Below are 13,586 nucleotides of genomic sequence, written 5' to 3' on the forward strand. Positions count from 1 at the left end.
GCTCCCAACTCATACACATGCCACTGTGCTCAACCGCCCACTCTGCCCGCAACGGGGACGCCCCCACCGCGGCCATCGGGGCCGCTTCGTCGGGGCTGCGCAGCTGACACTAGTCGCGCGTGAGCTTCCGGTGGGTCACTCTGTGCGGCCGCGCCGCGTCGGCACCGAGCCGTTCGACCTTGTTCTCCTCGTAGGCACCGAAGTTGCCCTCGAACCAGAACCACTTGGCCTCGTTGTCCTCGTCACCCTCCCAGGCCAGGATGTGCGTGCACGTGCGGTCCAGGAACCAGCGATCGTGGGAGATCACCACGGCGCAGCCCGGGAATTTCTCCAGGGCATTCTCCAGCGAACCCAGCGTTTCGACGTCGAGGTCGTTGGTCGGCTCGTCGAGCAGGAGCAGGTTGCCGCCCTCTTTCAGCGTGAGGGCCAGATTCAACCGGTTGCGCTCGCCGCCGGACAGCACGCCGGCCGGCTTCTGCTGGTCCGGGCCCTTGAAGCCGAACGCCGAGACGTAGGCCCGTGACGGGATCTCGTTCTGGCCGACCTCGATGTAATCCAGCCCGTCGGAAACGACTTCCCAGACGGTCTTTTTGGGATCAATACCGGCGCGGGACTGGTCCACGTAGCTGAGCTTGACGGTTTCGCCGACCTTGACCGTCCCGCTGTCCGGCTGCTCGAGCCCGACGATGGTCTTGAACAGCGTCGTCTTGCCGACACCGTTCGGGCCGATGACACCGACAATGCCGTTACGGGGCAGGGTGAAGGACAGGTCCTTGATCAGGGTCCGCCCGTCGTAGCCCTTGTCGAGGTGGTCGACCTCGACGACGAGGTTGCCCAGCCGCGGCCCGACCGGGATCTGAATCTCCTCGAAGTCGAGCTTGCGCGTCTTCTCCGCTTCGGCGGCCATCTCCTCGTAGCGCTGCAGGCGGGCTTTGTTCTTCGCCTGCCGCGCCTTGGCCCCCTGCCGCACCCAGGCCAGCTCCTCGGTGAGCCGCTTCTGCAGCTTGGCGTCCTTGCGGCCCTGCACCGAGAGCCGCTCGGCCTTCTTCTCCAGGTAGGTCGAGTAGTTGCCCTCGTAGGGATAGGCACGACCGCGGTCGAGCTCGAGGATCCACTGGGCGACGTTGTCCAGGAAGTACCTGTCGTGGGTCACCGCCAGCACCGCACCCGGGTAGGCGGCCAGGTGTTGTTCCAGCCACTGCACGCTTTCGGCGTCCAGGTGGTTGGTCGGCTCGTCGAGGAGCAGCAGGTCGGGCTTGGACAACAGCAGCTTGCACAGCGCCACGCGGCGCCGCTCACCACCGGACAGATTCGTCACCGGCTCATCCGGAGGCGGGCAGCGCAGCGCGTCCATCGCCTGCTCGAGCTGCGAGTCGAGGTCCCAGGCGTCAGCGTGGTCCAGCTCCTCCTGCAGCCGGCCCATCTCCTCCATCAACTCGTCGGAGTAGTCGGTGGCCATCAACTCGGCGACCTCGTTGAAGCGGTCCAGCTTGACCTTGATGTCGCCGAGCCCCTCTTCGACGTTGCCGCGCACCGTCTTCTCTTCGTTCAGCGGCGGCTCCTGCTGCAGGATGCCGACGCTGGCGCCGGTGGCCAGAAACGCCTCGCCGTTGTTCGGCTTGTCCAGCCCGGCCATGATCCGCAAGACGCTCGACTTGCCGGCGCCGTTGGGGCCGACGACACCGATCTTGGCGCCCGGATAGAAGCTCAACGTGACGTCGTCCAGGATCACCTTGTCGCCGTGCGCCTTGCGGACCTTTTTCATCGTGTAGATGAACTCAGCCATGCCGCGGTTGTGCCTTTCTGGTCTTTTCAGAGAGTTCTCGCGACCATCCTAGGCATCACCCGGGGGACCGGATTCCGCAGCTAAGCCGACATCGGCAGCGGTCCCGTTCCCGCGGACTCGATGGTGCCGTCGCAATCGGCGTCCTCACCAGCGGCGCCGGCCGCATCCGCGGGTGGCTTGGTGGCTTCGGCGGCAGTCGGGCCGGTGTAGCCCGGCCTCTCGATGCGCACGATCGCGCGCGACACGTCGGGCCCGACGGAGGTGGCACGCATCTCCAGTGATGAGCGGCGGTTGCCGTCGCGGTCTTCGTACTCACTGGTGTACACATGGCCCACCACGATCACCGGTGCGCCCTTGCCCAGCGCTGCGCCGACGCCGGTGACCAACTTGCCCCAGCAATTGACGTTGATGAACAGCGAGTTGCCGGGCTCCCAGCCGCCGTCGGCCATGCGTCGCCGGGAATTGCTGGCGACGCGGAACTTGATCACTTCCTGCGCGCCGACCTGTCGCCGTTCGGGGTTGGTGACGATGTGTCCGACGACCGTTAGCGGTGTTTCAAACATTGGCTGATCCCTTCTCGGTTGCTATCGGGCGGCGAACGCGTCACCGCCCGTCCTGGTTGCCATTGAGCTCGGCGCCACCGACGGGCCGGCGGGCAAGAGCGGCTCAAACCGTGTCCAGGTCGGCGGCCCTGTGGAAGGAGTCGGGACTGTGGAGTAGTCCGGCGATGAGTGCGATCGCGCATTATTGGTCCTTGGTCCCCTTACCACCCGGGCCTGCAGTTTCGGGCCAATCAGGCTGTCCGCTTGAGGTGACGAAGGTCAGTCCGAGCGCGAAATCGGCAGCCGAAACCCGTCGTACCCCGCTGCGATGATGGGTCCATGTCTTCCACCGCACCGGCTAGCGCTGTGGCAGTGAGCCCTGCCGAGCGTTTGGAGGTGATGTTCGAGGAGTTGGCGGAGTTGGCCGGCCAGCGCAATGCCATCGATGGGCGCATCGTGGACCTGGTCGCCGAGATCGAGCGTGATGAGCTGTGCGGCATGACCGGCGCGCGCTCGGTCGCGGCGTTGGTGGCCTGGAAGCTGGGGTTGTCGTCGACCACCGCGCACACGATCGCCACCGTCGCGCACCGGGTCGAGGACTTCCCCCGCTGCACCCAGGGCCTGCGCGACGGGCGGCTGTCGCTGGACCAGGTCGGCATCATCGCCGCACGCGCCGGCGACGGCTCCGACGCGCACTATGCGGAGTTGGCGCGGGTGGCCACGGTGCACCAGCTGCGAACCGCGATCAGCCTCGAACCGCGCCCTGACCCAGAACCCCGGCGCGAGCCCGAGCGCTCGTTCAGGAAGACTTCCACCGAGCAGGGCAGCTGCTATCGGATCGCCCTCCCGCCTCCGGACGCCGCGAAATTCGACGCCGCGTTGGCCTCGCACCAGGACGCGCTGGTCGCCGAATGGAAGCACGACCGCGCCGACGGAGCGTCGGAAAGCGCGCCGCCGCTGCCGGGCACTGTCGAGGCCTTCATGCGCCTGGTCGAGGCCGGGTGGGACGCGGAGGCGGCCCGCCGGCCCCACGGACAGCACACCACCGTGGTGGTGCACGTCGATGCTGAAACGCGCACCGCGGCTCTGCATCTGGGTCCGCTGCTCACCGACGCCGAGCGCCAATACCTGACCTGTGATGCCACCTGTGAGGTGTGGTTCCACCGCGACGGCCAGCCCATCGGCGCCGGCCGAACCACCCGCCTGATAAACCGGCGACTGCGCCGCGCGCTGGAGCACCGCGACCGCTCGTGCGCAGTTCCCGGCTGTGGCGCCACCCGCGGTCTGCACGCCCACCACATCCGGCACTGGGAAGACGGCGGCCCCACCGAGCTGACCAACCTCGTGCTGGTCTGTCCTCATCACCACCGGCTGCACCACTCCGGGGGCATCACCATCGTGGGACCCGCACCCGATCTCACCTTCAACGACGGCGCCGGGCGCACACTGAGTCCGGGGTCGCTGGCGCGCCCACCCACTCAACCGCCGCCCGCCGTCCCGCCGTGCCCGGGACCGATCGGCGAACGCGCCGAATGGTGGTGGTACGACCCCTTCCGACCCCAACCACCACCGTCCAGGAATTAGCCCGGCGTCGAAGCGAAACGGGTTGGCGGGGAGGCGAGTCGTTCGCAGTATCCGTCAACGGGGTGTTGTCAGGGACAAAGAGCCGCTCGAGCTCCGCAACTCAAGCACCTCGTCACCGCGGCTTGGCATGTCCCGGCGTGCCGCGCCGCGCCAGCTCGGCGAGCATCGCGTTGTAGGCGACCAGCTCGGCGTCGTCATCGCGTTCGGCGGCGCGGTCCAGCCGGCGGGCCGTGCGGTCGTCGCTGCGCGCCCACTGCACCAACAGCGCCAGCATCACGATCACCAGGGGCACCTCCCCCGCCGCCCAGGCGATGCCACCACCCAGTCGCTGATCGCCTAGCAGGTCGCTGTGCCAGCTCAACCCGAGGGAGCGGTAGTAGTCGGCGCCGAGGACTTTCCGGGTGCCCATCAGCACCACGCCGAAGAACGCGTGCAGCGGCAGGGACGCGAACACCACGCCCACCTTGGCCAGCGGAGGGATCGGGCGCGGCGTGGGGTCGACCCCGATGACGATCCAATAAAAGACGTAGCCGCTGACCAGGAAGTGCACGTTCATCGCCAGGTGCCCCGCGTGACTGCCCACGGCCGTGTCGAACAGGTTCGAGAGGTACAGCCCGTAGAAGCCCGCGACGAACAACACGGTGGCGACCACGGGGTTGGTGACGAAGCGTGAGTAGCGGCTGTGCAGCGCGGCGAGCAGCCATTCCCGCATCCCGGGCGGCTCGTCACGACCGGCGGCGGGCAGCGCCCGCAGCGCCAGGCTGACCGGGGCGCCGAGCACCAGCAGGATCGGGACCAGCATCGACAGGCCCATGTGCGCGATCATGTGCACGCTGAACATCGCCGGCATGTAGCGGCCGACCCCCGACGAGGTGACGAACAGCAACGCGAAACAGCCGAGTAGCCATGCCGCGGTCCGGCCCGGCGGCCACGCGTCGCCTCGGCGACGCAGCCGCAGCACGGCGGCCACGTAGAGGACCGCGAAGACGATGGCGGCCGTGCCGAAGATCAGGTCGAAGCGCCAATCGAACAGGATGCGGGCTGGCGTCGGCGGCCCGTCGAAGTCGTAGCCGATTTCGGCCTCGGGGATCGAGGGCAGCCGACTCGGCGGGGGCGGCGGCGCGGTGCGGCCCAGCCCGACGGCGACGCCGAACGTCAGCCCGAAGACCGCGGCCTCGGCGAGCGCCAGCCGGAGCAGGGCGCGACGCGCGTCGGGGAGGTCCGGTTCCACCTGCAGCCGGGCCACGGCCGAGCGCCGCTGGCGCCAGCCGAGGATCCCGAGCGCGCACAGCGCGGCGAACTTGGCGACCACCAGGCGCCCGTAGTCGGACGTGAACAGGTCACCGATGGGCACGCGCACCACGGCGTTCATCACCCCGCTGAGCGCCATCGCGACCCAGCACCACAGCGCGATCGCGGAAAACCGCCGCGCCGCCAGGGCGACATATCCCCCGCCGCGCAGCCCGTACGCGGCGAGCGCCAGCAGCCCACCGGCCCACACCGCGGCGGCCACGAGGTGGATCAGCAGGCTGTTGGTGGCCAGGTCGTGTGACCCGCCCGCGGACGAGTGGCCGGTCAATCCCAGCGGGATCAACGTCAGCAGCGAGCCGGCGAACAACAGCGGCGTCCACGACCAGCGCAGCACCGGCAGGCTGGCCAGCATCACCACCGCGGCCAGCGCCGCGGTCCAGCGCCAGGCGGAGGCGGTGGTGACCAGGCCGGCCACCGACCAGATCCGCACCGGGTCGAGGAGTGTGACCAACGGTCGGCCCGACACGTCGGAGATGGTCAGCGGGACCAGCAGCGCGGCACACAGCGCCCACACCCCCGACGCGAACGTGCCCAGGCGAAGCGCCCGATAGCCGTCGGCGTCCAGGACGCCGTTGCGTTGCGGCGGCACGAAAAACGCCGCGAACAGGAACGACCCGACCGCGAGCACCGCGGCGATCTCCCCGGCCGCCCGCACGAATGGCAGCCCCAGCGTGGTCGCGGGGCCGGGGTTCGGCAGGCCGGTGGCGGTCAGCGCGTCGGCCAGTGACAGCGCCCCGATGCCGGCCGCCGTGCAGCCGGCCAGCACGGCGACGCCGGTCAGCATCGGCCACACCAGCGCGCGCGGGGTGGCCACAGACCGATCGACCGTCATACAGCCAGGGTATGGCCGCGCACCGGCGGCTACCGAGGCAGGCGCTCCTGACGCGCCTTCTTCTCGCGGGCGACGAACTGGTTGCGGGCGATCCGGCCGATGTGATCGGAGTCCCGCAGGATGTCCCGCAGTTCCTGCCGGAACGCGATCCGCCGTTCGACGAGATCGGGCGCGGGTGCTGTGAGGTCCTGATCGGCGACCACCTGGTAGGCGGTGGCGAACAGCAGCGTCGACACCGATTCGCTGCTGCGGACCCGGGTCTGCGCCACATATTGGCGGCCCACGCCGAGCGCCGATTTCGTCAACTCCTTCTGATCGACGTCGGGCGGCGCATCCCGCAGCACGTCGGCGACGATCTCGTAGGCCTCAAAGAAGACCCGCAGCATCGCGTCCGCCATCAGCGGCCGCTTGGCGAACAGCAACGCGTCGATCTCGTCGCCGCCGGCGGCGACGTGGGCTTCCCAATCGTCGTGCCAGGCCATCTCTTCGGCGATGTTGTCCCGGAACGCCGCCGAGTCCGCGAAGTAGAAGTCGAACTTCAACAGGTCGCGCAGCCGCATCGCCTGATCCCAGAAGGCCTGCATGCGGTCGCCCTCGACGTGCCGCGCGTGTGCCAGCGCCAGCTCGACGATCGACGTCTCCAGGAAGGCGTGGATCAGCGAGTTGCGGTAGAACGCCGCCGCGTGCTGCTCGTCGGGGGCGATGCGCCACACCGGCTCCCGGCCCCCGTCGACTCGGGTGATCGGATGTCCGTTGGACAACGCGTCGACCGCCGCCCGCACCCCGTCGCGCGAGCGCAGCCGCAACGCGCTCGTCGACATCGGGGTTTGCTTGCGTTCCAGATAGTCGAGCGAGTCCTGCAGCGTGTGGTGCAGCTGGGCGAGCGTCAACGCCGCGCCGCGCGTGGTCAGCAGCAACGCGCACACCAGACCCGTCGCGGTCACCGGCGTCGCCTGCAGGATCCGCCAGGCTACCTCGAATGACATCTTCTGCAGCGCAAGCCGTTTGGCGTCCTGGTCGTGGGTCAGCGGGCCGTGGGCCGGGCCCAGGTACTGGCGCATCGACACCGCCTCGGGAAAACGGACGTAGATCTTGCCGTAGTTGCGCTCGCCCTGCGCCCGGATGAAGTTGTACAGCCAGCTGACGCCTTCGGGCGTCTTCTCGCCGCCGCGGGCGTAGGCCGCATACTCGTCGGTTTCGTGCAGCTGGTCGAAGCTGATGGACACCGGCTGCAACAGGATGTCCTCGCTGCGGCCGTCCAGGTAGGCGTCGGCGACGTAGGACAGCAGGCCGAGTTTCGGGGGCAGCATCTTGCCGGTGCGCGAGCGGGTGCCCTCGATGGACCAACTCAGGTTGAACCGCTTCTCGACGATGTAGCCGACGTATTCGCGCAAAACGTACTTGTAGAGCGGGTTTCCGCCGATGTTGCGCCGGATGAAGATGACCCCGGATCGGCGCAACAGCGGACCCATCGCGCCGAAGGACAGGTTGATCCCGGCGAACACGTGCACGGGCGGCAGCCGGTTCTCCTGCATCGCCACCGGGACCACCGCGCCGTCGATGTAGGACCGATGCGAGAACAGCAGCACGGCCGGATGGGTTTCCAGGGCGGCGCGCATCGCCGCGACCTGATACCCGTCGTAGTCGATCTCCGGATCGAAGCCGCGGCTGATCGCCCTGCTGAGGACCGACACGAGGTCGACGGACACCCGGCTCCAGCCGGTGGAGAGTTCGTCGAGCATCCGGCCGGCTTCCTCGACGGTCGCGCCGGGGATATTCTTCAGCCCGGCGCGAAACCGGCTGGACTCCAAGATCTCCGGCTTCACCAGCCGCGGAGACTTGTACTGCGGCCCCAGGATCCGGTACTCGACACGTTCCAGCGCCAGCAGCGCGCGGCGGATGACGAACCGGGCGAAGTCGGTCTCGTTCTCGCCGACGGTGATGTCGCGCCATTGCTGGCGCAGTTCGGAGACCTTCGCCGGTTCGCCGGCCACCACCCGCGCCCGCTGCGGGGCGTTGCGGATGATGTGCAGTTGCTGACGTTCGTTGGGGTGGTAGGGATCCCGCCCGGGGAGCAGGCCGGCCAGCTTGGCGACCCTGCCGCGATCCGGCGGCGGCAGCCAGAACACCCGCACCGGCACGATGGAACGGTCGGCGGGTGCGCGGTCGGGGTCGTCGTCGCCGGCCTCGAGCCGCTCGATCAGCGCGGTCAGCGCGTCGGGCGGGGCGTTGGGCGGTGGCAGTTCGAGGACGTCGAATCTGGCCTCCGGCTGGTCGCCGCACTGCTGGGCCATCCAGGTTGTCACCAGTTCCCGCTCGACCGGCGACGCCATGGACGCCAACACCAGCGAGTCGTCGCCGGTGAGGACCGCGGTGGTATCCGCGGCCGGTTCGGTCACGGCTGCCCTTCGGGCGGTTCGGCGTTGACCGCCGCATCGGCGGGCCTATGCGCCTCGCCGTCTTTGAGGGCGGCCTGGGATTCGTGCGGATTCGCGTTGGCCGGCTTGGGTTTCGGCGCGGCCTTCTTTGCCGGCGCCTTCGCCGCCACCTTCTTTACGGGCGCCTTGGAAACACCCTTGGCCGCAGCCTTTTTCGCCGGCGCCTTGGCCTTCGCCGCGGCCTTCTTCTCCGGGTACAGGCCGACCGCGGGCAGCTCGTCGCCGACGGGCCAGTTGGCCAGCGTGTCCAGGTACAACTGCCGGACCTCGGCGATCCGGTCCGGCAGGTTCTCGATGGTCCAGTCCTGCACCGAGATCGGCGGAAACACCGCGACGTCGACCGTGCCGGGGTTGACGACGGTGGAGTTCCGGGCGGCGACGAGCTCGGCGTTGCGGATCACGATCGGCACGATCGGGATTCCGGCGGCCATGGCGAGGCGGAACGGGCCCTTCTTGAACGGCCCGACCTCGGTGGTGTCGACCCGGGTGCCTTCGGGGGCGATCACGATCGACAGCCCCTTCCTGGCCCGGTCCTCCACCTCGTGCATCGTCTCGACCGCGGCGGCGGGATCGTCGCGATCGATGAACACGCCGTCGAGCAGCTTGCCGAGCGTGCCCATGATCGGGTCCTTCTGCAGCTCCTTCTTGCCCACGCCGATCCAGTTGTCGCGCACCAGTGCGCCGGCGATGACAGGGTCCACCTGGTTGCGGTGGTTGAAGATGAACACCGCCGGCCGCTGCGCGGTCAGGTTCTCCTGGCCGATGACGTTGAGGTGCACACCGGTGATCGCGAGCGACAGCTGGGAGAAGGTCGAGGTGAAGAAGTTGACGCCGCGCCGGCGGTTGCGGGTCAGCACGCCGATGCCGACGGCGCCGGCGGCGACCGGGAACATCGAGCCGAAGCCGGCGAGGGTGCGCAGCTGGCGCCGCAGACCCACCGGCCCCCGGCTGCTGAACCGCAGGATCGGCCAACCGCGGCGCTTGGCCACGGCGGCCATCTTGCCCTCGGGATTGGTCGGGCGCGGGTTGCCGACCAGGTACATCAGGGCGACGTCCTCGTCTCCGTCGGCGTAGAAGTAGCTGTCCTTGAGGTCGATGGCGTTCTCGGCGGCAAACCGTTGCACCGCAGCGGCTTTGCCGGGTCCCCACAGGATCGGCTTCTGCACGCCGCCGGTGAGTATCCCGTCCTCGGTGGTCTCGAACTTATTGGTGAGCATGTTCGAGATGCCCAGGAACCTCGCCACCGGGTTGACCTGGATGGTCAGCGCCGACGAGCTCAGCACCACGGTGTGCCCGCGAGCCACGTGCGCCCGCACCAGCTCGCGCATCTCCGGGTAGATCCGCGACTCGATGCGCTGCACGAACAGCCGCTCACCGATCTCCTCCAGGTCGTCCAGCACGCGGCCGGCCAGCGCGGCGGCGGCCTTGCCGATGAGGTCCTCGAACTCGATGCGGCCCAATGTGTGGCTCAGGCCGGCCTGCACCATGCCGAGCAGCTCACCCACGCCCATGTCGCGGCGAAGCAGCCGCTCCTGGGTGAGGATCACCGCCGTGAAGCCGGCCACCAGCGTCCCGTCGAGGTCGAAGAACGCGCCGATCTTGGGGCCCGGCGGGCTGGCCATGATTTCGGCGACCGAGCCGGGCAGACGCATGTCCCCGCCGGCCGCCCCGCCCTGGCCTCCCTGGTCCTCGGTGGCGTTCATGAACCCGCCACCGTCCGCGCCGACGTCGCCGGCTCGGTGAACGAGGCAGGCACCGCGCGGGGTGCCCCATCGCCGGCCAGCGCCAGGATTTCGTCGAAGCCCTCCAGCAGGCATTGGGCGAACAGCGGCTCGTTGCGCACCGCCGCCCGGTCGTAGCGCACGGTGATGGTGCACCACCCGCCGCGTGAGATCAGCACGACCATCATCGCCACTCCCGGCAGCGGACCGATGCCGTACTGCCGCAACACCTTTGCACCGGCGATGTAGGTGTCCCCGGGATACACCGGGACGTTGCTGGCCTGGACGTCGGAACCGATCACCGACCCGGTGATGCCCTCGAGCACCGCGGTCGGCAGGACGCTGAGCAGGGGCGCGACCGAACCGATGATATTCATCGCGGGCTCGTCGCGACGCTGCGTCATCTGCGCGCGGATCTTCTTCATCCGCGAGACCGGATCGACGGTACCCACGGGCGCGGCCAGGTTGACGCCGGTGAACCGGTTGCCCCCGGCCGTGTCGGCCTCGGCCCGCAGGTTCACCGGTACCGCCATCGGCAGCGTGCTGATGGGCACGCCGAGCGCCTCGTGGTACCGCCGCAGGGTGCCGCACAGGCCGGCGAGGTAGGCGTCGTTGATCGATCCCCCGCCGGCCTTCGCGGCCCGGTGCAGGTCGGCGAGCGGGATATCGATCGCCTCGGTGCGGGTGGCCAGGCTGCGCCGCCGCAGCAACGGCGACGGCTCGGCCGCCCGGTTGAGCACCCGCATGCCCGAGAGGGCGTAACCCACGACGCCCGACACGGTGGACGCGGGCTCGAGGACCGCACGCCCGGCGACCGAGACCGCGCCGGAGACCGCGCTCAGGACGCCGCCGACCACCGCGGCGGGCAGGTGGTTAATGCCTTGGCGCATCAAATCATTGGGTGTGAGGTCCTGCGGAACCGGCAGCGGGGGTGTCGCCTTGGCAGGTGGGTTGCGTTCGAGGTCGTAGATCTCGGCGAACATCTGCACCCCGCCGACGCCGTCGGTGACGGCGTGGCTGACGTGCAGCAGTGTCGCGGCCTTCCCGCCGGGCAGCCCCTCGATCAGGGTGGCCGTCCACAGCGGCCGGGAGATGTCCATCGGCGACTGCAACATCACCTCGGCGAGGTTGAAGACGTCGCGCAGCGTGCCGGGTTCGGCCACCCTCATCCGCCGCACGTGGAACTCGAGGTTGAAGTCGGGGTCCACCACCCAGCGCGGTGACGCCGTCGGCAGGGTCGGCACGACCACCTTCTGCCGCAGCCGCAGGACCCGTCGGGAGGCGTTTTCGAAGCGGCTCAGAAACCGGTCCCAGTCCGGCGTGGTGTCAAGGAGCTCCAGCGCCATGATGCCCGATCGCGTCCGCGGATTCGCTTCGCCCCGATGCATCAGATAGTCGACCGGTCCCAGCTGGTCGGACAATTTCACGACCCCATCGGACTCAGTCATGGCTCTCCGACCGACGCGCCAACCCTGTCACCGAAGATCAAGCCTCCTGCCTCGGACCCACCACCAACCCCATCGCCAACCCAACGCTAGTCGGGTTGCCGCGCTGGTGAAAGGAGCGGTCGGCGCCGGGCGCCGGTTTACCGGGGCCGGGCTCAGCTGGCCGACGTGGCCGCCAGCGGGACGAAGTCCAGCAGCGGGCTGACGCGGCGCCCGTAGACGACACCGAGGAAATCCGCGACGGCGTTGGCGGCCAGCCGCGAGCGGACCGTCGAGAGGATGTCGAACGCGTGATGGGCGTTGGCGAGTTCGGCGTGGGCCACCGTGGCGGCGCCGGCCGCACGCAGCGCGGCGCAGAAGGCACGGGCCTGGCCGCTGGGCACCAATTCGTCCTTCTCGCCGTGCAGCACGAAGAAGGGTGGCGCCCCGCTGTGCACGTAGGAGACCGGCGACGCCGCCCGGAACCGCTCGGGCTCGTCGGCGTAGCGGGCCTTCATGACGAAGTGCTCCAGGAACGGCAGCATCAAGTCGTGCATGTGCTCGGAGTCGGTGAAGTCGTACACCCCGTAGTAGGGCACGACGGCCTGAACCGTGGTGTCGGCGTTTTCGAATCCGGGCTGGAACGCCGGGTCGTTCGGGGTGAGCGCGGCCAGCGAGGCCAGATGCCCGCCCGCCGACCCGCCGGTGATCGCGATGAAGTCGGGATCACCGCCGTAGTCGGCGATGTTGTGGCGGACCCAGGCGATCGCCCGCTTCACGTCGATGAGGTGCGCCGGGAACGTCGAACGCGGGCTCTTGCGGTAGTTGATCGAGACGCAGATCCAGCCGAGCTCGGCCATGCGGCTCATCAGCGTGTAGGCCTGCACCCGTTTGTCGCCGACGGTCCACGCCCCGCCGGGAACCTGGATCAGCACCGGCGCCCGCCGCCCCGGGGCGAGGTCGTGACGCCGCCAGATGTCGAGCAGGTTGTCGCGTCCGCCCGGACCGTAGGGGATGTCGGACGTCTGGGCCGCGTACCGGCGGTGCGGTCCGGGCCTGTTCAACACGCCGCTGCGGGGTGCGCAGACGGGCTTGATGCCGGCCGGGTGGCAGACCTGCTCGCGGAAGTCGGGACCGAGGGCTTCGTCGAGCGCCGCGGTGAGGGCCCGGTCCGCCCGCTGCGCCGCCCAGCTGGTGCCGACGCGCCCGATGGACGGGTGCGCGAGGCGCGACAACGCGTGCCCGGTCACGACGTGGGGAGGAAACTCGGTGGAGAGCCAGCCCGCGAGGCAGCCCAGCGCGAACGGCGAGCCGCGCAGCAACAGCGTGCCGACCCGATAGGCGTCTTTCGCATCGCCCGCCAGGCGTAAGGCCTGGTTACCGGCCCACGAGCACCGGGAAGTCACGTGCGTGGTCACGCTCATAGCAACGCCACCCCTCGACGATATGCACACGCCTCATTGCGGTTAACGGCCGATGACCGGTCGGTGTTCTACGTGTGTCGAGGTTCCCAACCATAGCCGATAACGCCGGGGCGCGAACGCTTTTCGTGTGCGGCGCGGCGGCGAGTCGGGTTACGACACGCCGTTGGAATAGACTGACGTGCACATTGCCTCCGTAGCTCAGGTGGATAGAGCAAGGGCCTTCTAATCCCTAGGTCGCACGTTCGAGTCGTGCCGGGGGCACTGGTCGGACGGCGTTTTTGGTCCGCTGAAAAGCCGATGATCGGCTCCACCGGCATCGTGGTGGACGGCTTTCGGCTGGGTCGGACTCCGGGACATTCTTCGCCTCAGCCCACCAGCGAAGTCGATGCCGTGGAACGTGACCGCGACCGTGACTTGCCGTCGCATCTCGCTTTTGGTGCACCTAGCCGCGCAGCATTTCGGCGACCAGGAACGCCAGCTCCAGCGACTGCTGGGTGTTCAGCCGCGGGTCGCACGCGGTCTCG

General features: G+C 69.1%; 9 protein-coding genes and 1 tRNA gene. 2 read left to right on the top strand and 8 right to left on the bottom strand.

Translation table 11 applies throughout. The annotated features are described in order from the left end of the window. Nucleotides 1-109 precede the first annotated feature (109 nt). Nucleotides 110-1,786, bottom strand: a complete 1,677-nt coding sequence (gene ettA, locus A5713_RS13155; protein WP_067921970.1) for an energy-dependent translational throttle protein EttA — start codon at nucleotides 1,784-1,786, stop codon at nucleotides 110-112. Between the two features lie 80 nt (nucleotides 1,787-1,866). After that, nucleotides 1,867-2,349, bottom strand: coding sequence for a single-stranded DNA-binding protein (locus A5713_RS13160; protein ID WP_068096051.1), 483 nt, complete (start codon nucleotides 2,347-2,349; stop codon nucleotides 1,867-1,869). Nucleotides 2,350-2,667: 318 nt separating this feature from the next. Between A5713_RS13160 and A5713_RS13165 the strand changes: the two genes are divergently transcribed. Then, a complete protein-coding gene (locus A5713_RS13165) occupies nucleotides 2,668-3,912 on the top strand; it encodes an HNH endonuclease signature motif containing protein (RefSeq protein ID WP_068096053.1) in 1,245 nt (414 codons plus the stop codon). 112 nt (nucleotides 3,913-4,024) lie between these two features. On the opposite strand, the gene A5713_RS13170 is transcribed toward A5713_RS13165, so the two are convergent. The 5 genes from A5713_RS13170 to A5713_RS13190 all read right to left on the bottom strand — a co-directional run bounded on the left by A5713_RS13170 (nucleotide 4,025) and on the right by A5713_RS13190 (nucleotide 13,062). Further along, nucleotides 4,025-6,055 carry a cytochrome c oxidase assembly protein gene (locus A5713_RS13170; RefSeq protein ID WP_068096055.1) on the bottom strand — a complete coding sequence of 677 codons (2,031 nt, stop codon included), beginning with the start codon at nucleotides 6,053-6,055 and terminating at the stop codon, nucleotides 4,025-4,027. 29 nt (nucleotides 6,056-6,084) lie between these two features. Further along, nucleotides 6,085-8,454 (bottom strand): glycerol-3-phosphate 1-O-acyltransferase, encoded by a 2,370-nt coding sequence (locus tag A5713_RS13175; protein ID WP_067921960.1) that lies wholly within the window; start codon nucleotides 8,452-8,454, stop codon nucleotides 6,085-6,087. After that, a complete protein-coding gene (locus tag A5713_RS13180) occupies nucleotides 8,451-10,196 on the bottom strand; it encodes an HAD-IB family hydrolase/lysophospholipid acyltransferase family protein (RefSeq protein ID WP_068096057.1) in 1,746 nt (581 codons plus the stop codon). Before A5713_RS13180 ends, A5713_RS13175 begins: the two co-directional genes overlap by 4 nt. After that, entirely contained in the window at nucleotides 10,193-11,662 is a 1,470-nt protein-coding gene (locus A5713_RS13185; protein ID WP_068096059.1) for a wax ester/triacylglycerol synthase family O-acyltransferase, read from the bottom strand. The genes A5713_RS13180 and A5713_RS13185 overlap by 4 nt, the downstream gene beginning before the upstream one ends. A 152-nt stretch (nucleotides 11,663-11,814) precedes the next feature. Next, a complete protein-coding gene (locus tag A5713_RS13190; protein WP_067921950.1) occupies nucleotides 11,815-13,062 on the bottom strand; it encodes an alpha/beta hydrolase in 1,248 nt (415 codons plus the stop codon). 187 nt (nucleotides 13,063-13,249) lie between these two features. Here A5713_RS13190 and A5713_RS13195 point away from each other — a divergent pair. Then, nucleotides 13,250-13,323, top strand: a tRNA-Arg gene (locus A5713_RS13195). Between the two features lie 181 nt (nucleotides 13,324-13,504). Here A5713_RS13195 and A5713_RS28290 read toward each other — a convergent pair. Beyond that, nucleotides 13,505-13,586 (bottom strand): 3-deoxy-7-phosphoheptulonate synthase (locus A5713_RS28290; protein ID WP_143265404.1); only part of this gene is annotated, 82 nt, incomplete at its 5' end.

The organism is Mycobacterium sp. E2497 (genome assembly GCF_001668695.1).
In the GTDB taxonomy this organism is placed as follows: domain Bacteria; phylum Actinomycetota; class Actinomycetes; order Mycobacteriales; family Mycobacteriaceae; genus Mycobacterium.